27 protein-coding genes are annotated in these 21,511 nt (G+C 41.3%); 12 read left to right on the top strand and 15 right to left on the bottom strand.

From position 1 onward, the window contains the following. Positions 1–5: 5 nt before the first annotated feature. Entirely contained in the window at positions 6–110 is a 105-nt protein-coding gene (locus tag WA256_RS19440; protein WP_138602026.1) for an IS3 family transposase, read from the top strand. A gap of 77 nt (positions 111–187) precedes the next feature. Here WA256_RS19440 and WA256_RS19435 read toward each other — a convergent pair whose 3' ends face one another. The 3 genes from WA256_RS19435 to WA256_RS19425 all read right to left on the bottom strand — a co-directional run bounded on the left by WA256_RS19435 (position 188) and on the right by WA256_RS19425 (position 1,585). Then, a complete protein-coding gene (locus WA256_RS19435; protein ID WP_054561120.1) occupies positions 188–613 on the bottom strand; it encodes a secondary thiamine-phosphate synthase enzyme YjbQ in 426 nt (141 codons plus the stop codon). Next, the gene (locus WA256_RS19430) at positions 610–1,077 is read right to left on the bottom strand and encodes a chemotaxis protein CheX (RefSeq protein WP_054554140.1); all 468 of its coding nucleotides are present in this window, start codon (positions 1,075–1,077) and stop codon (positions 610–612) included. The genes WA256_RS19435 and WA256_RS19430 overlap by 4 nt, the downstream gene beginning before the upstream one ends. A gap of 73 nt (positions 1,078–1,150) precedes the next feature. Beyond that, positions 1,151–1,585 (bottom strand): transcriptional repressor, encoded by a 435-nt coding sequence (locus WA256_RS19425; RefSeq protein WP_054554141.1) that lies wholly within the window; start codon positions 1,583–1,585, stop codon positions 1,151–1,153. A 94-nt stretch (positions 1,586–1,679) separates the two neighbouring features. Here WA256_RS19425 and WA256_RS19420 point away from each other — a divergent pair, with 94 nt between their 5' ends. The 9 genes from WA256_RS19420 (at position 1,680) to WA256_RS19380 (ending at position 7,910) form a co-directional block, all read left to right on the top strand. Beyond that, positions 1,680–2,300, top strand: coding sequence for a MarC family protein (locus WA256_RS19420; RefSeq protein ID WP_062566539.1), 621 nt, complete (start codon positions 1,680–1,682; stop codon positions 2,298–2,300). Between the two features lie 155 nt (positions 2,301–2,455). Beyond that, positions 2,456–2,878, top strand: coding sequence for a hypothetical protein (locus WA256_RS19415; protein WP_130166181.1), 423 nt, complete (start codon positions 2,456–2,458; stop codon positions 2,876–2,878). 236 nt (positions 2,879–3,114) lie between these two features. After that, positions 3,115–4,092: a tRNA dihydrouridine(20/20a) synthase DusA gene (gene dusA, locus WA256_RS19410; RefSeq protein WP_082422939.1), complete on the top strand. Its 978-nt coding sequence runs from the start codon at positions 3,115–3,117 to the stop codon at positions 4,090–4,092. Positions 4,093–4,328: 236 nt separating this feature from the next. Then, positions 4,329–5,003 (top strand): PspA/IM30 family protein, encoded by a 675-nt coding sequence (locus WA256_RS19405; protein ID WP_054561117.1) that lies wholly within the window; start codon positions 4,329–4,331, stop codon positions 5,001–5,003. A 10-nt stretch (positions 5,004–5,013) separates the two neighbouring features. Beyond that, positions 5,014–5,220: a PspC domain-containing protein gene (locus WA256_RS19400; RefSeq protein WP_054554145.1), complete on the top strand. Its 207-nt coding sequence runs from the start codon at positions 5,014–5,016 to the stop codon at positions 5,218–5,220. A 9-nt stretch (positions 5,221–5,229) separates the two neighbouring features. Further along, complete coding sequence (locus WA256_RS19395) at positions 5,230–5,556, top strand: hypothetical protein (RefSeq protein ID WP_062566538.1); 327 nt, start codon at positions 5,230–5,232, stop codon at positions 5,554–5,556. 80 nt (positions 5,557–5,636) lie between these two features. Continuing rightward, positions 5,637–6,143, top strand: a complete 507-nt coding sequence (locus WA256_RS19390; protein WP_062566537.1) for a copper chaperone PCu(A)C — start codon at positions 5,637–5,639, stop codon at positions 6,141–6,143. 8 nt (positions 6,144–6,151) lie between these two features. Beyond that, entirely contained in the window at positions 6,152–7,138 is a 987-nt protein-coding gene (locus WA256_RS19385; RefSeq protein WP_062566536.1) for a DUF2333 family protein, read from the top strand. Positions 7,139–7,142: 4 nt separating this feature from the next. Next, entirely contained in the window at positions 7,143–7,910 is a 768-nt protein-coding gene (locus WA256_RS19380) for a TIGR04219 family outer membrane beta-barrel protein (protein WP_062566535.1), read from the top strand. Between the two features lie 33 nt (positions 7,911–7,943). Here the strand turns inward: WA256_RS19380 and WA256_RS19375 are convergent, their stop codons facing one another. Both WA256_RS19375 and WA256_RS19370 read right to left on the bottom strand, forming a co-directional pair. Continuing rightward, the gene (locus WA256_RS19375) at positions 7,944–8,831 is read right to left on the bottom strand and encodes a TIGR03899 family protein (RefSeq protein ID WP_063529668.1); all 888 of its coding nucleotides are present in this window, start codon (positions 8,829–8,831) and stop codon (positions 7,944–7,946) included. Further along, on the bottom strand, positions 8,800–9,306 hold the full coding sequence (locus WA256_RS19370; RefSeq protein WP_335992986.1) for an SRPBCC family protein: 507 nt from the start codon (positions 9,304–9,306) through the stop codon (positions 8,800–8,802). Before WA256_RS19370 ends, WA256_RS19375 begins: the two co-directional genes overlap by 32 nt. 259 nt (positions 9,307–9,565) lie before the next feature. On the opposite strand from WA256_RS19370, the gene WA256_RS19365 reads away from it, so the two are divergent. Beyond that, positions 9,566–11,761: a bifunctional diguanylate cyclase/phosphodiesterase gene (locus WA256_RS19365; protein ID WP_335992984.1), complete on the top strand. Its 2,196-nt coding sequence runs from the start codon at positions 9,566–9,568 to the stop codon at positions 11,759–11,761. Positions 11,762–11,882: 121 nt separating this feature from the next. Next, positions 11,883–14,060: a YgiQ family radical SAM protein gene (locus WA256_RS19360; RefSeq protein WP_054561110.1), complete on the top strand. Its 2,178-nt coding sequence runs from the start codon at positions 11,883–11,885 to the stop codon at positions 14,058–14,060. 36 nt (positions 14,061–14,096) lie between these two features. Here the strand turns inward: WA256_RS19360 and mgtE are convergent, their stop codons facing one another. From mgtE to kdsC, 10 genes are all read right to left on the bottom strand, one after another. Then, the gene (mgtE, locus tag WA256_RS19355; RefSeq protein ID WP_335992982.1) at positions 14,097–15,455 is read right to left on the bottom strand and encodes a magnesium transporter; all 1,359 of its coding nucleotides are present in this window, start codon (positions 15,453–15,455) and stop codon (positions 14,097–14,099) included. 211 nt (positions 15,456–15,666) lie between these two features. Beyond that, positions 15,667–15,939, bottom strand: a complete 273-nt coding sequence (locus WA256_RS19350; protein WP_054561108.1) for an HPr family phosphocarrier protein — start codon at positions 15,937–15,939, stop codon at positions 15,667–15,669. Positions 15,940–15,952: 13 nt separating this feature from the next. Further along, positions 15,953–16,798, bottom strand: a complete 846-nt coding sequence (rapZ, locus tag WA256_RS19345; protein ID WP_054561107.1) for an RNase adapter RapZ — start codon at positions 16,796–16,798, stop codon at positions 15,953–15,955. Beyond that, positions 16,799–17,251: a PTS IIA-like nitrogen regulatory protein PtsN gene (gene ptsN, locus WA256_RS19340; RefSeq protein WP_054561106.1), complete on the bottom strand. Its 453-nt coding sequence runs from the start codon at positions 17,249–17,251 to the stop codon at positions 16,799–16,801. Positions 17,252–17,254: 3 nt separating this feature from the next. Continuing rightward, entirely contained in the window at positions 17,255–17,542 is a 288-nt protein-coding gene (hpf, locus tag WA256_RS19335; protein WP_036971325.1) for a ribosome hibernation promoting factor, read from the bottom strand. Positions 17,543–17,569: 27 nt separating this feature from the next. Continuing rightward, positions 17,570–19,066, bottom strand: coding sequence for an RNA polymerase factor sigma-54 (locus WA256_RS19330; RefSeq protein WP_054561104.1), 1,497 nt, complete (start codon positions 19,064–19,066; stop codon positions 17,570–17,572). A gap of 107 nt (positions 19,067–19,173) precedes the next feature. Then, on the bottom strand, positions 19,174–19,899 hold the full coding sequence (gene lptB / locus WA256_RS19325) for an LPS export ABC transporter ATP-binding protein (protein WP_062566533.1): 726 nt from the start codon (positions 19,897–19,899) through the stop codon (positions 19,174–19,176). Beyond that, the gene (gene lptA, locus WA256_RS19320) at positions 19,896–20,417 is read right to left on the bottom strand and encodes a lipopolysaccharide transport periplasmic protein LptA (protein ID WP_054561102.1); all 522 of its coding nucleotides are present in this window, start codon (positions 20,415–20,417) and stop codon (positions 19,896–19,898) included. Before lptA ends, lptB begins: the two co-directional genes overlap by 4 nt. Continuing rightward, positions 20,407–20,961, bottom strand: coding sequence for an LPS export ABC transporter periplasmic protein LptC (gene lptC / locus WA256_RS19315; protein WP_062566531.1), 555 nt, complete (start codon positions 20,959–20,961; stop codon positions 20,407–20,409). The genes lptA and lptC overlap by 11 nt, the downstream gene beginning before the upstream one ends. Beyond that, positions 20,958–21,509, bottom strand: coding sequence for a 3-deoxy-manno-octulosonate-8-phosphatase KdsC (gene kdsC / locus WA256_RS19310; protein ID WP_054561100.1), 552 nt, complete (start codon positions 21,507–21,509; stop codon positions 20,958–20,960). Before kdsC ends, lptC begins: the two co-directional genes overlap by 4 nt. Positions 21,510–21,511 lie beyond the last annotated feature (2 nt).

Genomic DNA, 21,511 nt, shown 5'->3' with positions numbered 1-21,511 from the left:
GTGAAATGACAACACAAACGTATTTTTATATTGAAAAATACTACAACTCAGTAAGAAGGCATGGCACCCTAGGGTATAAAAGTCCCATGCAGTACGAACAAGTTAATTAAACCCCGTGTCTACTTTATCGGGGTCAGATCAATTTGCTTACAGCTTACAGCTTACAGCTTACAGCTTACAGCTAGTTTTAGATCTGGCCTTGAACCGTCGCGATAATACGTCTAGCGCCACCATGATCTCGGTGTTCACCTAAATAAATACCTTGCCATGTGCCTAGCATTAAGCGGCCTTGATTAATTGGTATGGTGAGTTCAGCACCTAATGTACTGCTTTTTATATGGGCTGGCATATCGTCATCACCTTCATAATCATGACGATAATAACTTTGTCGTTCTGGCACAAAATGATTGAAGTGACTTTCCATATCCATTCTTACTGTAGGATCTGCATTTTCGTTAATAGTTAAGCTTGCAGAAGTGTGTTGAATGAATAGGTGTAATAAGCCGACTTTGTATTGTGCTATCTCTGGAAGTTGACGAAGTAGCTCGTCATCAATGATGTGAAAGCCTCGTGAGCGAGGCTTCAATTGAATGGTTTTTTGCTGCCAGCTCATAGTTTATCAAAGCTAACTTCAATATTGGCGTTACCATCAGCAGATGTGAATGGAATTAACACTTTAGCGCCTTCACATTTATGTGCAATTGTATGTCCCTTACCAGACACTACAACTGGCGTTGCCATATCAAACTCATAGCCTTTTTCGCCAAGTAGGTTTTTAGCGCCACCTGTTACCATGTTAGTAATTTCACCTACCATGTCGGTTACTTCTTCGTTCACCGTATCAGGGCGTTCACCTAGCATTCTTTCCATAATGGTCAGTGCTAGATTTTCATCAAAGGTGATTGAAAGTGAACCTTTAGTTTGTGGGCCAACCATACCAATCAAACCTGATACATCGCCACGGGCTAGTTCGTCTTTCTTTAAACTAGGTTTACCCGGCTTTAATTCTGTTTGAGCCATAGTGCTCAATACATTTAATAATGATGATAAAAAAGGGTTGATGAACTCCACATTCATTATTTATTTTCCCTTAGGTTTCGAAATGCCGTTAATCATACTTTAAGTGTAGTGGTTGTTTCAAACACCGCACTTATTCTTTGCATTTTTCGCATTTACCGTGCGCTTCAATTGTTTGTCCTGAGACAATAAATCCACTTTCTGCCGCTAAGTTATTAAGTTCATGAGAAATTACTGTTGAATGCAATTCTTTTACATAACCACAGCTGTCACAAATTAATAACTGTACAGGGTGAATGTGATCAAAATGATGGCACAGCATAAATGAGTTGGTGCTTTCAATTTTATGAATAAAGCCAAGTTCCGATAAGAAATCGAGCGCTCGATAAATAGTGGCAGGTTTTGCGCCTGACTCAGTTAATTTGAGTTGTTCTAATAGGTCATAAGCACCCACACCACCTTGCGCACTAGCTAATAGGCGGAATACTTTTTCACGGATAGGTGTGAAACGTGCACCACGATTATCGCATACTTGTTTTGCTTTACTGACGAGTGATTCTATATTCATCTTCTCTTATCCTTACGCTACCGTGATATACTAACATACTGTATTGTAGTTGCAGTGTTTTTATTCGCTAACACGTTTTCAGGGAGTTTTCTTAATGAGTGAATTGCTAGCTGCATTCATTTTCTTTTTCGCTGTCATTGATCCTATCGGGACCGTGCCTGTTTTTATTGCTGTTACACGCTGGGATGATGCCAAGTTCAAGCGCAAAGTTGCATTAAAAGCGGTTGGCGTTTCGGCATTGGTGCTATTATTTTTTGTTGTTGCGGGCGAGTTACTTTTAAACGCGATCAATATTCCACTTTCGGCATTTCAGATTGCCGGAGGTATCGTATTATTACTTTTTGCTCTGTCGATGATCTTCGGTGAAAGTAAACCAGAAACAGAAATCAAAAGTGTTCGAGATAGCACAGAAACCGCTATTTTCCCTTTGGCGATTCCTTCTATTGCCAGCCCCGGTGCCATGCTTGGTGCAGTACTGATGACTCGAAATACCGAATACACTTGGTATGAGCAGCTTATAACCTCATCAATTATGCTTTCTGTGTTAATAATCGTACTGGTTTTATTACTACTTGCCACGCATGTTCATAAGTTAATTGGTGATAGTGGCGCGAGCATTATCAGTCGAGTGATGGGCTTAATTTTATCGTCAGTGGCGGTTACCAATATCTTAGGGGGTATCGCTCACTACTTCGGTTTGAGTGTTGTCGGCTAGTTTTAATTTAAAGTGCATTTTCAGTGATTTAAACTTTGAATAATTGCCTTCTTTTATCTAACTTTAAAGAAGGCAATATAAAATTTAAGGAACAAAGAATGCTAATCAAAAATGTCGTCTTATCTGTTTTTCTGATTTTTAGTTTAGGTGCTTGCATGGAGCCGACCTATGATAGTGGTAAGCTAAAAGTCATTGAAGTAACAGATCATGATTTTAAAATTAATGGTGAAAGCGCAGTAACCGTAATTGTTGGTCATGCCAATGTGGCGGAATACAGCTTTTCACTTCGTAAAAGTGATTTAAAGAAAGGCACGCTCCTGCAGTCTGTGTCTGACAGTAATCCAAATGTACGTGCAGATGGTACCTTCTTTAGTGAATATTATGTGCAATCAAAAGATCATGATACGCGTGCATCAATTGAAATTGTCGAAATGGACCCCGTTGAGAAAGTAGCGCGAATTGCAGTGGGTGCTAAGTTAGTTAACCTGAAAAACGAGGACTACAAAGAGCTTGAAATTACGATTTTGGAGCTTACGGGCCAAAACCTTGAACATCTCCTAAGTAAAGTAAAAATGTAGACTTAGCATTTTACCTTATTCATCAAAGAAGTGAGATTGCAGTACACTTCTTCGCCTCTTTTCATTATCAGATCTTTGATTAAGCCATGCCGCGAGCCAGCTTCGGTGGTATAATGGTCGCAATTTTTCATTTCGGTGCATACCTAAAGGGTATGTGTCATCGCTATATTAAGCGTTAATCGTATTAGGTAATTTAAGTTGCAAGTAAATGCATTGATCTTTAAAGGGGCCATGTTATGAGCACAACGACATTAAACCGCCGTTTTTCCGTGGCACCCATGTTAGATTGGACTGATCGTCACTGTCGAACCTTTCACCGCAAAATGACTAAGCATGCTGTGCTATATACAGAGATGGTGACAACCGGCGCTATTTTATTTGGTAAAGGCGATTACTTACACTTTAATGAGCATGAAGGGCCAGTGGCACTGCAACTTGGTGGCTCAGATCCTGAAGCGTTGGCTAAGTGTGCAAAGTTAGCGGCGGAGCGCGGCTATCATGAAGTAAATTTAAATGTCGGCTGTCCGTCTGATCGTGTACAAAATGGTCGTTTTGGTGCTTGTTTAATGGCTGAGCCTAAACTGGTTGCTGACTGCGTTGCTGCAATGAAAGCCGAAGTGACTATTCCTGTTACTGTTAAAACGCGCATTGGTATTGATGAGCAAGACTCGTATGAGTTTTTATGTGCTTTAATTGAAGCAAGTCATGATGTTGGCTGTGATGACTTTATTATTCATGCGCGTAAAGCGTGGTTAAATGGCTTAAGCCCAAAAGAGAATCGTGAGATCCCACCTCTTGATTACCCGCGGGTTTACCAGTTGAAAAAAGATTATCCGCAACTTCACTTAAGCTTAAATGGTGGCGTGAAAACAATTGCTGATAGCGTAGCTCACCTTGAGTATGTTGATGGCATTATGATTGGTCGTGAAGCGTATAGTAATCCGTTTATTTTGTCTGAGGTTGACGAAAACATTTATGGTGATGAAGCCTTTACGCTGAGTCGTCATCAGGTTGTGCGCTCGATGTACGACTATATTGAAGACGAAATGAGTAAAGGCGCTAACTTTTGGCATATTGCTCGCCATATGTTGGGAATTTTTCAAGGCCAACCTGGTGCGCGTGGTTTTAGACGCCACCTTTCAGAAAAAGGCCATGGTAAAGCGGCCGATTTATCTGTTATGGATAAAGCCTTAAGTTTTGTCCCAGAAGCCTAATCACAAAGCCTATTAAAAAAGCCACATTTTGTGGCTTTTTTTGATCCTAAAATTTAGTGAAAAAGTTAATTTTTTAGTCAAATTAGTTATTTTTCATTCAGTCACTAGTCAGCCTAAATCTAAATTTAATTGACTCAACTCATTGTATATAAATGATAATTTTAATTTATTCGTTAGTTGGCACAAGAATTGGAATCTCCTAGCTGTATTAACCCAATAATCAACAGGAGAGTCACATGGGTGTATTAAATCGCGTAAATGACATTATTCAGGCAAACCTTTCTGCAGCATTAGACAAAGCTGAAGATCCTGAAAAGTTACTTAATCTACTCGTGCAAGAAATGCAGGATGCACTGACTGAATGCCGTGCAACTGCTGCGACATTTTTAACGCAAGAAAAGCAAATGAAGCGTGAAATTGCAGCGAAACAAGCGAAAGTAGCTGACTGGCAAGCGAAAGCAGAAAAAGCGTTGAGTAAAGATCGCGATGATCTTGCCAAAGCAGCATTAGTTGAAAAGCAGCGTTTAACGACAGAAATCGAAGCGCAACAAGCTGAAATGGATAAAGTGGCAGAGTCACTCGCTAAATTGACAGAAGATTGTCAGCGTTTACAAAACAAGCTTGCAGATGCAAAGGCCAAACAGCTGACTTACATGCAAAAAGAACGCGTTGTTACAGCACGCTTAAAAGTAAAAGAGCAGCTGCATAGCAGTAAAGTTGAAGATGCATTAGCGCGTTTTGACTACTTAGAGCAGCGCGTTGAAAACATTGAGTCGCAAGTTGAGGCGTATGAACTGACACAAAGTGATGCTGCAAATTCAACAGCAGCACAATTCGCTGCCCTTGAGAAAGATGAAGCAATCGATAAAGAGCTTGCTGACTTGAAAGCAACGATGAAGCAGTCGGCTTAGGAGGTTAATAATGAATACTTATCACACATCGACACGTTGGTACCGTGATCTGAGTAATAAAAAGATCTCGGGTGTATGTAGCGGACTCGCTGCGCGCTTAGGCTTCCCTGTATGGTCAACACGTCTGGTCATGATCATATTACTTATTCAAATGCCGCTGTTAATAGGCGTGGGTTATTTAGTGGCTCATTGCACTTTACCAGTGAAAGGTTACTAGGAGTAGGACATGAAAACGTTAGCTATCATCATTTTGGCAATGTTATTACTATGCACTGATGCGGTTTCATTTGTATCGTTTGACTCATGGCAATTACCTTTATCAATTGCTGATATGAGTTGGGCTGGGCTTGAGGTCATCGGTGCAATAGTGGCAGTCATTGCCGTCGTTGCAGGTGTTGCGCTATTCACTATTGGGCTGCTAGGCGCAGGTGTTGTTGCTTTGATTGGTGTTTTGCTTGCGTTTTTATTTGGCTCAGTAATGATTGCATGGCCACTTTTACTAATCGCAGCATTATGCTGGTTGATTGCCGATAACAAAAAATCGCCAGCTTAAGGTACTAATAAACTGCCTTAATACATAAAATATGCTAAATTTAGCGGGTAAGTTAATGTCTTAACAAGGATTAAAACATAATGAAACTGTGGCCCGCACTCTCTTTTCTTACCGCAAGTTTATTCTTTAGTACTTTTTTATCTGCCCATAGTGGCCATGATCATAGCGATGTTGCCGAAGTAGCCGTAAGCAATGCGCAGGTACGTGAATTTTTACCAGCCAGTAAAGCCAGCGTGGCTTATTTAACTATTACTAACCCAAGTGAGCATGCAACGGTATTAACTAAAGCTGAGCTTGATGGTTTAGGACGTGTTGAAATTCATCAGCATACTCATGTTGATGGCATGATGAAAATGGAACAGGTTTTATCATTAAAGATTGATGGTCACAGCAGTGTTGAGTTTAAACCGGGTGGTTATCACTTAATGGTGTTTGAACCTGAAGATCAACTAAAAGCAGGGCAAGAACGAAAACTCACGCTATATTTTAATGATGGCAATCGAGTTTTTACTCAAGCCAAGGTTGTGTCTTTACAAGAAATGTCTGAGCAGGCATCAAAAAAAAGTAAAGAGCACTCACATCACTAGGAGGTATTATGTCTGAGCATAAAGGAAAAATAGCCAGTGCATTACTTATTATACTAATTATTTTTTACGCGATTGCTGTTTACTGGAGTAGTGAACCAGCTCGTATGGATGTTGTTAGCAAGGCAAAACAGGAAGCGCAAATGCGCGGTGAAAAGTTTGTCACCGGCTACACAACAACAACTACGTTGATCAATGTGGCAAGTACATTATTAAATAAGCCTGGCGGCTACTTATCTAACGATATGATGCCACCAAGTGTAATGATGGATAACATGCCGGCGTGGGAATATGGCGCGCTTGAGATGACCCGAGATTTAGTGTTGTCGATGCGTAAAGACTTCAGCCGTTCACAGTCTCAATCAACTGAGCACGAAGCACTTAAAAAAGCACAGCCGCAATTTAATATAAGCTCGGTAGCATGGGCATGGCCTAGCGCAGAAACTGAATATCAAAAGGGTATTGATTTACTTATTGTATACCGTACCCAAATTGCGGATCAGAACGATCGAGATAGCCAGTTTTATGCCCGTGCCGATAACTTACGTGGCTGGTTAAAAGAAGCTGAAAAGCGCTTAGGTAGTTTAAGTCAGCGTTTAAGTGCAAGTGTTGGCCAAGATCGTTTGAACACTGATTTAGCTGGCGATACTGCGGCTCATCAAGCAACATACACCCCTTTGCAAAGCCAAGTAAAAACATCTTGGTGGCAAATTGATGATGTATTTTATGAATCGCGTGGTGCAACGTGGGCATTACTGCACTTTTTACAAGCGGTTGAATATGATTTTGCTGATGTCTTAGAAAAGAAAAATGCTCGTGTTAGTCTGCAACAAATTATTCGTGAATTAGAGGCCACGCAAGAAACTGTGTGGAGCCCAATGATCTTAAATGGCAGTGGTTTTGGTTTTGTTGCTAACCACTCACTGGTCATGGCGAATTATATTTCTCGAGCCAATGCGGCTCTAATTGAACTTAGCGAACTTTTAGCGCAAGGATAAAATGATGAAAAAGTACTGTTTAGCAGCTGCCCTTTCAATGGCCTGTTTAGCTCCAACAGCGCAAGCTGATACATTATTAGGTTTATACCTAGGTGTAGATGGCTGGCAATCAGATAACAGCGGTAGTTTTGCTCAAGACGGAAATCTACAAAGCTTTAAATTTGATGATGAAACGTTTACGAGCTACTACGCAGCACTTGAGCACCCAGTGCCGTTAGTACCAAACATTAAACTAAAATACACTGAACTTGAGTTAAATGGTGATACAACACTTGATGAAACATTTAGTTTTGGTGGTTCTGATTACGTTGTAGGCACACAAGTAGGCACAGTGAGTGATTTATCACATGTTGACTACATCCTATATTACGAAATCTTTGATAATGATTTGGTTTCAATTGATTTAGGTGTAAACGCTAAACAATTTGACGGTGAAATTACGGTAACGGGTACTTCGCAAGAAGGTGGCCCAAGTACAACTGAGCGCGTTGATTTTTCTGGTTTCGTACCTTTAGTGTATGGTCGTGCTGAAGTTGGCTTGCCGTTAACAGGTTTAAGCGTATTCTTTGAAGGTAGCTTACTGGCTATCGACGATAGCAAAATTCAAGACTACCAAGCGGGTGTTGCATACGCTTTACTTGATAACTTAGCAATTGATATGGACATTAAAGCGGGTTACCGCTCAATGACTTTAGAGCTTGATGATATTGATGATATCTACACAGATTTAGATGCATCAGGCCCATTTGCGGGTATTCAAATCCACTTCTAATCGAGTTTTTCGGTTTATATTTAGCTGGCAGCTTTATTTTAAAGCTTGCCAGCTAACTTCAAATTCATCTTCTAATGATGTTGAAAGTATCTGCTTATAAGCCTTATTTATTGGCGATGCGATTAGCTTTCTTAACTCGTCGCCCGTTTGTGTAAATTTATAATAACTGAGTACTAAGTCATTACTTTTTGCTTTTAAAACCAAGCGTTGATTCATAAAGCTCAGCACCAGTTCTTGGCCAGCTTTTAAAACAGCTGATTCGATTTCTTTTCGATACAGCAAGTTAATATCCATCAGGGTAAGAATGTCAGGAAAGCTAACAGGGGTTTTCCCTAAATTAAATGACACCTTGTTACCTTTTCTAAGTAAATCAAACAGCGAAGGCTTCTTGTAAAAGCCAAGTAAAATTAAGTGGCTGTTATCTTTTTCATTGAAGCCACACAGTGATGTACAGCGCTGAAGGGCATCTGCTTCGCGCTGTGTCATGTGTTTAAGTGTTTGTAAGCTTTTAATCGAAAAGGTGCCCGGTGACACGGTCTCACCTGCGAGTATTTTTGCCCATAGCTTTTGCATTGAAGAATTAGCTGTGTCTTCACATAAACTAATAAAGCGCTCTATCCAATCAAAATCTGGTTGTTGTTGGCCCGTGACATCGGGGCAAAACGCCATAGCCATCGCCATAATGGTTTCGATATTTTCTTGGCGCTTAATGAATTGAATTTCTTGGCGAGTTTGAGCGCGCTCTAAAAGGCTTGCTTGCGCTTTAATTTGATAAGCTAACTGCTGTTGACCTTGTGGTGAATAGCTGTCATCACCAGCATGGTTGATCCTAGCCGATGATGCCTTATGAATAGGGTAGCCAAGCTGGTTTTCTATGATATTAGCAAGATTAACTCTCGCCTGAGCTGCTTTCACTGTCATCGGTCACACTGTCCTTGCCTGTTGTTGCTAACTGCGCATGAGTTTTGATGTTATTGAGCGCCAGTTTTACTGTGTTATTGAGAATATACTGGCTTAGTAAAGCAAGGTAGCCACCAATAATAGGGGTGTTGACCTCACCTTTTAATGAACACTCAATGTTAACGTTATCGCCTTCAGGTAAATAGCGAATTGTGCCTTGGGCAATGTGTTCTTTATTAAATAAGATATTAAATGAAAGCTGGCTGTTGTCGAGTTGGGTGATGGTCATTTCACCTTCGCCAAAGCGACTTTGCCAAAATTGATGTGCACCTACTCCTTGGCTAGGTTCTGCAAGGGTAAATTTAATACTCGGGTCGACAGCCTGCCATGGTTGCCATTTGGGCCATTGATTAAAGTCGCCAACAAGGCTCGCAACCTCAGCACTGCTCGCATTCACTTTAATTGATTTGTGAACGGTATATTGCGGTGAAAGCATGAGCCCAATCACAAGTGAGATCAGAATGCTGATAAAAATCGCTTTTAGGGTAAAAATGAGTATTTTAATAATCTCACCTCAGGCAATTGTTTTATAACTTTCATAACATTATACGTAACATAGACTATAATCTGTTTGATACTATATAAGCTATCACTAATGTATCATAGTTAAATAAGTGATAGAATTTTGAGCATCGCTGTAAAATGGAGTGGCGCCATAGTTACAGTATTACGGGGATCACTCTAAGGAATTATTAATGGCATCAGAGAGTAACGACTTTTTGTTTAGTGACCAAGATGACGAACAGTTAGTGGATGAAACTGTCTCTGATTTTTGGGACGTATTAATTGTCGATGATGATCCAGAAATACATTCAGTTACTAAGCTTGCTCTTTCAGGCGTTGAGTTTTGGGATAAAGGGCTGCGATTCCATCATGCCTACTCAGGTGCAGAAGCGCTCGAACTACTTAAAAATGACCATTCGATTTCGGTAATTCTTCTTGATGTGGTTATGGAGTCAGATGATGCTGGTTTGCAAGTTGTAAAGCAGGTTAGAGAATGCCTTAATAATCACAATGTGCGCATTATTTTACGTACCGGGCAACCAGGCTATGCACCTGAAGAAAAAGTGATCCGCGAATACGATATCAACGACTACAAAACAAAAACAGAACTTACACGTAGTAAACTTATCACCGCCCTGGTTACTGCTATTCGCTCTTATGAGCAAGTATGTCAGCTCGAATTTCAAAGCCGCGCGTTAAATAATATTTTGTATGCATCTAAGGCTATTCTTGGCTTTACTGATATCAAAGCCTTTTCAATGGCAGTGATTAAGCAGCTCTCAATTATTTTAGATTGCGAACCGCAAGGTTTACTGTGTGGTTCTATTGAAGATGACAATCAGGTTTATGTTTTAGGTGGTTGTGCTGAATATAATGAGTTTATTGGCCAGGGTATTGAGCAGCTTGATGATGGCCGTATTATCATGCAAGTTAACAACTGCCTAGCCCAAGGTGAGCATCAGCACACCGATGTAGATAGTACGTACTTATTAAAAAGCAAAAACCGCCAAGCAGCTATTTACTTAGAAACCGAGCACACACCAAGTCCTTCGCAACTACAATTTGCAGAGATATTTTTAACTAATGTCAGTGTTGGTCTTGATAATGTTAGGTTGTTCAACCGTTTACGTGATGCAGCTTATAAAGATGTTTTAACTGGCTTATCGAATCGTAACGATTTCATGAATAAAGTGGAGCGTTACTACCAGCCGGGTAAAAGTGATTATGTCTTTTTATTAATTGATGTTGCGCAATTCTCAGATATTAATAATGGCTTAGGCCAAGAGATTGGTAACTTATTACTAAATGCCATTGTTGATAGACTGCATCAAGAATACCCAAATGCAAAGCTGCTCTCGCGCATTGGTGCAGATGTGTTTGGCTTACTGTTACCCGTTGGTGAATGTGATGTTGAGCTACTACGCGAGCATTTAAGTTTGCCGTTTAATGCCGGTGAACACATTTTACCAATCAACTTTAAAATTGGTTTATGTTATCAAAGTGATTTCTTACAAGCAGGGATCGAGACCTTAAAGCTGGGCTACATTGCACTTAACCAAGCTAAAAAACAATCTTCTGAAATGGTGGTGACGTATACCCCAGACATGGAAGAGAAAATGGCTTGGCGTTTAGGGATCATCAGACAGCTTCGCCAAGATTTTGAGCAGCGTAAATTAGAGGTTTGGTTTCAGCCACAACTTGATTTAAACACCCTTGAAATCATTGGCTGTGAAGCGCTACTGCGTTGGCCGTCAGGTAATGGTCAGTATATTTCGCCGGCGATTTTCGTTCCTATGGCAGAAGATGCCGGTTTAATTGTTGAAATAGGGCAATGGGTGCTAGAGCAAGCATGTATGCAGCAAAAGCGCCTCGAAGCAATGGGCTTTGCAATTAGCATTGCTGTAAATGTTTCAGTGCCGCAATTTAAAGTTAAAGGCTATGCGCAGCAGGTTAAAGACACTTTAATTAAGTACGATGTAAAGCCGCAGTTTATTGAACTCGAAGTGACCGAAAGCGTGGTAATGGATGAGCTAGCTAATGTGATCACCACATTAAAAGAGCTTAAAGAGTTTGGTATTGAGATTGCGATTGACGACTTTGGTACAGGGTTCTCATCGTTAAGTTACTTGCAAAAACTGCCATTAGACAGACTTAAAATTGATCGCGCTTTTATCAAAGACTTACCAGGTCAAGATTGTCAGGCGATTGCTGCGTTAATTATTTCTCTTGGTGCAAGGTTAGGCTTAAAAACCATAGCAGAAGGCGTCGAGACACAAGCGCAAGCAGATTATTTAGCCCAGCTTGGCTGTGATGAAGTGCAAGGCTTCATGTATGCTAAGCCTATGCCAGAAAAAGAGTTAATTACCTACCTGCAAGCTAAACAATAGAAAGTTTCAACAAAAGCATATTAATTAAACAGCGCCCTCCCATGTGAAGGGCGTTTTGTTTTCTATAATAATCCATAAGAGTGGGGTATAATTCGCCCCTTTTGTTAGCAGAGTACACTTTATGAGCGCATTAAAAGCCGAGCGAGGCCTGTTTTCTTACCCTAAGTATTGGGCTGAATGCTATGGCACGGCGCCATTTTTACCAACCACTCGTGCAGAAATGGACGCGTTAGGCTGGGATAGCTGTGACGTGATCATTGTCAGTGGTGATGCGTATGTAGATCACCCTAGTTTCGGTATGGCTGTGATAGGGCGTATGCTTGAGTCACAGGGTTTTCGTGTGGGTATAATTGCACAGCCTGATTGGAACTCAAAAGATGCCTTTATGGCGTTAGGTAAGCCTAACTTATTCTTTGGTGTTACAGCGGGTAATATGGACTCGATGATCAACCGTTATACTGCTGAAAAGCGTATGCGTCATGATGATGCTTATACGCCGGGTAACATAGGCGGTAAACGTCCTGACCGTGCGGTAGTTGTATACAGCCAACGCTGTCGCGAAGCTTATAAAGATGTGCCGCTGATCATTGGTGGTATTGAGGCGAGTTTACGCCGTATTGCTCATTATGATTATTGGCAAGAAAAAGTACGCCGTAGCGTATTGTTTGATGCCAAAGCTGACATTCTAATTTACGGTAATGCTGAGCGCCCACTTGTTGAAGTTGCCCACCGTATTGCTGCGGGTGAGTCGGTTGAGACAATTCAAGATATTCGTGGTACTGCGGTTATTCGTAAAGAACCATTACCGGGTTGGCGTGGTAGTGACTCAACTGCAATTGATAAAATCGGTAAGATTGATCCAATTCCAAACCCGTATGGCGCAGATGATGTGGGTTGTAGTAAATCTGAATTTAAAAAAGCAGGTATTGATTTAAGTGCCGAGGCGGCTAAGCCAATCACTATCCAGCCAGCTCGTCCTAAGCCTTGGGAAAAGACCTACGTTAAGCTACCAGCGTATGAGCAAGTAAGCGTAAATAAACCGCTTTATGCCCATGCCTCGCGTATTTTGCACCAAGAAACAAACCCAGGTTGTGCACGTGCGTTATTTCAACGCCATGGAGACCGTTCTATTTGGGTTAACCCGCCTGCATTTCCGCTTGAAACTGAAGAAATGGATGGCGTATTTGGTTTGCCATATCAGCGTATTCCGCACCCAAGCTACGGCGATGAAAAAATCCCAGCCTATGAAATGATTAAAACCTCGGTGAACATCATGCGTGGTTGCTTTGGTGGCTGTTCTTTCTGTTCGATTACAGAGCACGAAGGACGTATTATTCAAAGCCGTTCTGAGCAATCAATTATTGATGAAATTGAGCAAATTCGTGACAGAGTACCGGGCTTTACTGGGGTTATCTCTGACTTAGGTGGACCGACAGCGAATATGTACAAGTTGCGCTGTAAGAGTAAAAAAGCAGAGAGTACATGCCGACGTTTATCATGTGTTTATCCTGATATCTGTAAGCACATGGACACGGATCACACCCCAACTATTGAGCTTTATAAAAAAGCCCGTGATGTAAAAGGTGTGAAGAAAATTTTGATTGCGTCTGGCGTACGTTATGACTTAGCTGTAGAAGACCCTCGCTATGTAAAAGAGTTGGTTACCCATCACGTAGGCGGGTACTTAAAAATTGCCCCTGAGCATACTGAAGATGGTCCATTGTCTAAGATGATGAAGCCGGGCATGGGAGCTTACGATAAGTTTAAAGAGCTATTTGATAAATACTCAAAAGAAGCGGGTAAAAAGCAGTATTTGATCCCGTATTTTATTTCTGCTCACCCAGGAACGAAAGACGAAGACATGGTGAACATGGCGTTGTGGTTAAAGTCTAATGACTTTAAGCTTGATCAAGTGCAAAACTTTTATCCATCACCGATGGCCAATGCAACCACGATCTATCACACTGAGATGAACTCGCTGCGCAATATTAAGAACAATACTGAGCAAGTGCCTGTTCCAAAAGGCGCACGCCAGCGTCGCTTACACAAAGCGATTTTACGTTACCACGATCCTGCTGGTTGGCCGATGATCCGTGAAGCACTAAGAAAAATGGGCAAAGCGAATCTAATCGGTAAAGGACCGAACTGTTTGGTACCTGAAGAAGGTCGTAACGAGAAAGCTGCTAGAGGAAAGGGCGGTAAAGGCCGTGCGGCACTGACTCGTCACACCGGTTTTAGCCAGTTTAAAAAGGCCAATACCAAACCTCGAGTAGGTAAAAATAAGCAGCGCGCAAAGTAAAAGATATAAATACGGCCCTTAAAGGGCCGTTTTATATTAGATCAATAACCAGGTTGCGGTGCCTAAAAAGGCAAAGATACCAACAATATCAGTGACGGTTGTCAGTACCACACTGCCGGCGAGGGCTGGGTCTATTTTCATTTTCTTAAGAATTAATGGAATGCTCGCACCCGCAATACCAGCGGCAACAAGATTCATAAACATTGCAAAGGCCAGCACTGCGCCGAGTTTAAAGTCCCACTGCCATAGGGCAACCACACCAGCAATTAATATCGACCAAATAATGCCATTCAGTGCGCCAATCGCCAGCTCCTTAAGTAATAAGAAGCGTTGGTTGGTTTGGTTGATATGACCAACCGCTATACCACGAATAACCAGAGTTAGGGTTTGGCTACCCGCAACACCCCCCATTGAAGGGACGATACCATTGAGTACCGCTAAAATAGGCAAGATTGCTAAGGTGTTTTCGAAAAAGCTTGCCACAACGGCTGCTAACAATGCGGTTAATAAGTTAACCCCAAGCCAAATAGAGCGACGCTGCGAACTTTTTAGCACTGGCGCAAAGGTATCTTCTTCGTCGTCAAGACCAGCGAGGCTAAGCATGCTGTGTTCAGCATCTTCACGGATTACGTCAACGATATCATCGATGGTAATACGACCAAGCAAGTGAGCGTTATCATCGACGACAGGGGCTGAAATCCAGTTGTGACGTTCAAACAATTGCGCTACATCACTTTCATCCATAGAGATTAGGATTGACTCACAGTCTTCATCCATTAAATCACGAACAATTTTATCTGATGGGCTGGTCAGCAATGTAGTTAATGAAAGCGCGCCTAAAAAGCAGTTATGCTTATCAACTACATATAAGTCATCGGTACCCTCTGGTAGCTCACCTCGTAAGCGTAAATAGCGCAGTACAACATCGAGAGTAACGTCAGGACGAATGGTAACCGTATCGCTGTTCATCAAGGCACCGGCTGAACGCTCTTGATAAGAAAGTGCTTGAGTTGCTCTCTCTCTATCTTGCGAATCCATGGCACTGACAACGTCTTGATATACAGTATCAGGAAGACTACGTAAAACCTCACCTAAGTCATCGTCGTCCATATCTTCAGTGGCAGCAGCAATGTGCTCAGGCTCCATCTGGGCAATAATGCCAAGACGTACATCTTCAGAGAGTTCTTCTAGAACATCACCACGGACATCTGGATCAACCAGCTGCCAAAGCATACGACGAATTTTATGGGGAGAAGATTCAAGTAAAAGGGCTGTATCACAAGGTGCCGTTTTGGCTAACATTCCGCGCACTTGAACAAATTGACCACTATTGAGTGACTTGGTCACTTGTTTGAGTTGTTGTAGTGGGTAATCTTGTTCAAAGGCTTCTGGCATTGGCGTCCTTACAACTGAAAAAAGTTTAAATAGGCTAAGCAAATACAGCATAGTTGCTTTGTAGTGTATTTGCAGAGATATCGTCGCACTGCGATAAATTTATTAAGAGTTTTGTAATTTAGAAAAGCGAGCGATATAAAAGTAGGATATTTAAAGGGAATTTTAAATATCCGAATTAAGTTTACCGTAAACCTTGAAGTCTTAGCAAATGCTATTCTTGCTCGTGGAAGCGTTGTGCAATTAATTCGCCGATTGCCGTTAATGCAGCATCGGCGTCAGGGCCTTCGCATACAACGCGAACTTCTTTACCCTGACTACTTTCAAGTAGCATTAATGCTAACACGCTGTCGCCTTCAGCTTCTTTATCATCTTGATAAAGCGTAATTTTGGCATCAAATTGCAGTGCTAATTGCGCTAAAACAGTAGCAGCACGAGCATGTAAGCCAAGTTTATTTTGAATTAAAAAGGTATCTTCAGCGTGCATTGTTGGTGCCTAATTAAATGTCTTGTTCGCGGTGGCGAATTTTTACATTAGCATGGCTTTTGGCAAAGCTCTCACCAATTGTTTGCGCTAAGTAAACAGAGCGATGCTGGCCACCGGTGCAACCAATAGCAATGGTCAGGTAACTGCGGTTATTACGCTCTAAATGTGGCAACCAAGTTTGCACAAAGGTTTGTATTTGCCACGTGAACTTTTGCACTATGCTGTGGCTAGCTAGGTAATCTTTTACTGGTTGATCAAGGCCTGTTAGTGGCTTTAAATCAGGTTCCCAGTGTGGGTTAGGTAAAAAGCGTGCATCAAAAACGTAGTCAGCTTCTTTTGGAATACCATGCTTAAAGCCAAACGACATAAAAGTAATAATCAGCTTTTTATCTTTTTTACCTAAAATCTTTTCGCGAATTGATTCTGCTAACTGATGAACACTCAGATCAGTGGTATCAATCATAAAGTCAGCGCGAGTGATCAACACATCAAGCAGGATTTTTTCTTGTTTAATAGCCAGATCAAGCGGCAAAGAATCAATAGATAGTGGATGCAAGCGGCGTGTTTCTGAAAAGCGCTTGATCAGAGTTTGGTCATCACTGTCTAAATAGAATAGTGTTGGGTTTGCGAAACCTGGCAGGTACTCAAGAATATCATTAAATTCTTGCTGCTCTTTCGGTAAGTTACGCACGTCGATGCTGACCGCTATTTTATCGTAGTTATCAGACACACTTCGTACGAGCGATGGCAGTAAATTAACCGGAATATTATCAACGCAATAATAGCCTAAGTCTTCAAGTACACGTAAAGCGACCGATTTACCTGAGCCTGAGCGACCGCTGATAATTATTAATTCCATTTATGCCTCTGCTGATATGACCTGAAACAGTTGCTGATCGGTAGTAGCACTACGCAGCTGTTTACAAAATTCTTTATCTTTAAGTCTATCAGCAATTGTTGATAAGGTCTTTAGGTGAAGCTGACAGTCACCATCTGGTACGATGAGTGCCACAAAAATATCAACTGGACGATTATCAATTGCATCAAAATTAATAGGGGATTCACTCACTATCACAAATGCATGAGGCTCATCTGCGCCGCTCATTCGGCCATGTGGAATAGCAATACCTCGGCCAATGCCGGTGCTGCCTAGTTTTTCTCGGTTGAGTAAAGCATCTAGGATATCTTGTTGCGATAAATGAGGAAGCTGCTGGTGGGCCAGTTCGCTGATATATTCAAGAATTCTTTTTTTGCTATTAAAAAGGACCGCAGCTTTGCTGCAGTCCTGGTTAGTAAGTGAACTTAGTTTCATAATTTAATGTCGAGCTAATTTCTCTTTGTGTTTAATGACTTGGCGATCAAGTTTATCGATCAGTGAGTCAATGGCTGCGTACATATCTTGATGTTCTGTAGAAGCGAACAATTCGCCTCCGTTTACATGTAAAGTTGCTTCTGCTTTTTGGCTTAATTTTTCTACATCTAGAATGACATGAACATTATTAATATGGTCAAAATGCCTTTCTAGTTTTGCAAACTTGGTGTTTACATAGTCTCTTAATGAATCTGTGATTTCTACATGACGACCAGTTAAATTTAGTTGCATAAGCATTTTTCCTTCTATGTAAAACGTCTAAATCAGACTTTTACGCTGATTAGACGGAGGTATTGCTAGAGACTCACGATATTTTGCAATTGTACGTCTAGCTACTTTAATTCCTTGCTCAGCCAATATATCTGCAATTTTGCTATCACTCAATGGTTTAGCTGAGTTTTCTGCAGCGACTAACTTCTTGATTAAAGCGCGTATTGCTGTAGAAGAACACTCACCACCATTTTCGGTGCTGACATGGCTTGAGAAGAAATATTTCAACTCAAAAATACCCCGTGGGGTATGCATATATTTTTGCGTTGTTACCCGTGAAATCGTCGATTCATGCATTTCGACCATTTCAGCAACATCATTTAGCACCATCGGCTTCATTGCCTCAGGGCCATGCTCAAAGAAAGCTTGTTGTTGTTGAACGATACAGTTGGTCACTTTTAATAGCGTATCGTTACGGCTTTCTAAGCTCTTAATAAACCACTTTGCTTCTTGTAAGTGAGAGCGAATAAATTGGCTGTCGCTACTTGATTTAACAGAGCGAGACATAGCTGCATATTGGCTGTTCACTCTAATCTTTGGCATACAATCTGGGTTTAACTCGACTACCCAGCGGCCTTTTACTTTTTTTACTGATACATCAGGTATAACGTACTCAGATTCTTCGCGTACTATGCTATCCGCAGGCTTAGGATTTAAGCTGTGAATAAGCGTCATCACTTCTTTAAGCTCATTTTCTTTAAGCTTAGTCTTTTTCATCAAAGTTCGATAGTCGCGACTCGCTAATAATTCGATATGCTCAGATAAAACCATTTTAGTTTCAGCTAAATATGGCGTATCAGCATCGAATTGGCGTAACTGAATGCACAGACATTCTTGTAAACTGCGCGCGCCAATACCAACAGGATCAAATAACTGAATTCTTTTTAAGACCGCTTCGACTTCATCAAGTTCGATTTCTTCTTCATCGTTATTTTGATTAAAGCTTTCGACGATATCTTCACAGCTTACCGTTAAAATACCTGAGTCATCGATAGCTTCTACAATTGCCACAGCAATCGCTTCATCAGTAGGGCTAAATGGCGTGAGTTGCAATTGCCACATCAGGTATTCGTGAAGGGTTTCGGTTGATGCTCCCTGATAGATAGATTCATCTTCAGGCATTGGCCCTGACGATGTTGAAGGGGCGGCACTCATGTACTCATCCCAGGTAACATCCATTGCTAAGTCATCGCTGACGGTGTCTTTATTGAGAGCATCACTACTTTCTTGCTCGTACTCGCTAGGTGCTTCTTCGGCAGACGCGCTGACTTGCACATCGTCAGACTCCGCTTTTTGCTCATTCTTGCCGGTGCTTTCTTCGTTGTAATCCGCTTCTTCCACTTCAAGTAGGGGATTACTATCAAGCGCTTCTTGAATTTCTTGCTGGAGATCCAATGTACTGAGCTGCAACAAACGAATAGCTTGTTGCAGTTGTGGAGTCATTGTAAGTTGCTGGCCCATGCGCAGCTGTAATGATTGCCTCATGTATCCCTAACAATCCTTTTTAAGTTATCGATACCTGTATAAACACAGTTATCGATTTATTGTCATTGTTATAAGTCTAGCAGATGCTCTAGTCGCTGGCGTAATGGTTACAGCCTGAATTGCTCGCCTAGATATACATCGCGTACAGTTTGGTCTGCTAATACGTGCTCAGGTGTGCCTGATGCAATTAGCTCCCCATGAGAAACAATGTAGGCTTTTTCACAAACATCAAGGGTTTCTCGAACATTATGGTCAGTAATTAGTACACCGATACCACGATTTTTTAGGTGCTCAATAATTTTCTTTATATCTAACACTGAAATTGGATCAACACCAGCAAAAGGCTCATCTAAAAGGATAAATTTAGGATTAGCGGCTAATGCGCGAGCAATTTCTACACGGCGTCGCTCACCACCTGACAGCGCCATACCTTGGCTGTCACGAATGTGTTGAATACTAAACTCATCAAGTAAGCTATTGAGTGTTTCTTCGCGGGTGGTTTTATTTAGATCTTTACGAGTTTCTAAAATGGCCATCAAGTTTTGGTAAACCGTTAACTTTCGAAAAATTGACGATTCTTGTGGCAGATAGCCAATACCTAAACGCGCACGGCTATGCATTGGTAAAAGGGTGATATCGTTATCATCAATACTGATTTTACCTTTGTCGCTAGGTACTAAGCCTACAATCATATAGAAGGTCGTTGTTTTACCTGCGCCATTTGGACCAAGCAAGCCAACAATACTGCCAGCTTCAACTTCAAGACCGACATTTTTAACCACTTGGCGGCCTTTGTAGCTTTTAGCTAAAAGCTCTGCTTTTAATGTGCTCATGGTTGGCCTTTATTATCTTTTTTATTTTCAACAGGCACTAAAATAGTGTGTACACGATCTGTTGAGTTTTCGTCTTTTTCAGCACTGATCAGCTGCTGTGCCATATCATAGGTAATGCTTTTAGCTGTCACTTTTTGACCAGCTTGAGTAACTTCAGCTTCACCATTTAAGGTTAAGAAGCGTTTTGCAACATCATAACGTACTTCTTCTGCGCTAGCGCTCATTACGGTGCCATCAGTTTGCTTTTCTTCGAAGTAAGCAGGCTTACCTGTGGCAATAATTAACTCTACTGTACCTTCGGTGTCACCGCCGTGTGCTTCAAGGCGTTCAGCGGTAATACGACGATTACCATGCACGATCTCTACGTTACCTTCGAATATGCCAACGCCATCTTTTAGTTTACCTACTTGGCGATCTGAGCTAATGCTAATTTGAGCGCCTGTTTGCTCGGCAGCTGCGCCCGAAAAGGCAATCAATAAGCTTGGGATCAGGAGTAATTTCTTCAGTTTATTGGTCATAGTATATGGTTCGTGTATGGTTAGTTAACTCAACAATTTCGGTTTTTAAATCGGCTTTTAAGCCTTTACCGGTAATCTTTAAATTCGGTCCTGTTAGTGTCACAGGTTGCTTAGAAAACATGGTCATTTTATCAATGTCGACATTAATGTTTTCTGCTTTTATATCTTCGATCATGCCGTTATGGGTTAAGTTTTTAGCAACTACATCCCCTTCAAAAATCAGCTGATCGTTTTCGTACAATGTGGCTTCTTTGGCTTTTACTTGCCAAACCTGCTGGTCGCCATAAATAGTAAAAATAGGTTGCTCAAAAAAGGTAAACCCTAATTGTTGATACAACTCCATTTTAGCAGCAGCCACTTTATGACTAATTTTGCCTTGCTCGTCATACGCTGTTTGCTTTAACGCCACTGCGGTGTAATCAGGTGTTGCGATGATCTCGTCTTCACTAGTTATTGTGTCTGTTGATTGGTTAAAGTACGGGTACCATAACCACACCATGCAACAAACAAAAACAATACTCAGTAAAATACGGGCTATATTCATGCGCTGGTTCCATCGCTAGTTAACGGCTTACCGTTTTCTAACATGAGTAAATCAGTTAATTCACGCACAGCTCCAAAGCCACCTGGTAATAATGTGGTGTAATGAGCCAGCTTTTTAATCAGTGGGTGTGCGTCGTTTACAGCAACAGCAAACCCTACTTTTTCCATTACTGGTAAGTCTGGACCATCATCACCAATATAGGCAATTTGTTCATCAGTCAGCCCCAGTTTATCTTTTAACTCTTGATAAGCAATCAGCTTATCTTCTTGTCCCTGATAAATGTGCTGAACTGTTAGGCTAGTCATTCGCTGCTGAACTATTTGTGAATGGCGGCCAGTAATCACTGCCACTTCAAAGCCACTATTAATGAGCGCTTTAATACCAAAGCCATCTTTAGTATTAAATGCTTTAAGCTCTTCGCCATCATTACCTAAATAAATTCGGCCATCAGAAAAAACGCCATCTATATCACAGATTAGCAATTTTACTTTTTGTGCGCGCTGACTCACATCAGGGCTAAGAGGCTGGTATAGCTCGGCGAATGTCATTG

Source organism: Pseudoalteromonas sp. CH_XMU1449-3 (assembly GCF_037027245.1).
Taxonomy (GTDB): Bacteria; Pseudomonadota; Gammaproteobacteria; order Enterobacterales; family Alteromonadaceae; genus Pseudoalteromonas; species Pseudoalteromonas shioyasakiensis.
Note: the sequence above shows the minus strand (reverse complement) of the source record. Positions and strands in the feature narration are given on the sequence as shown.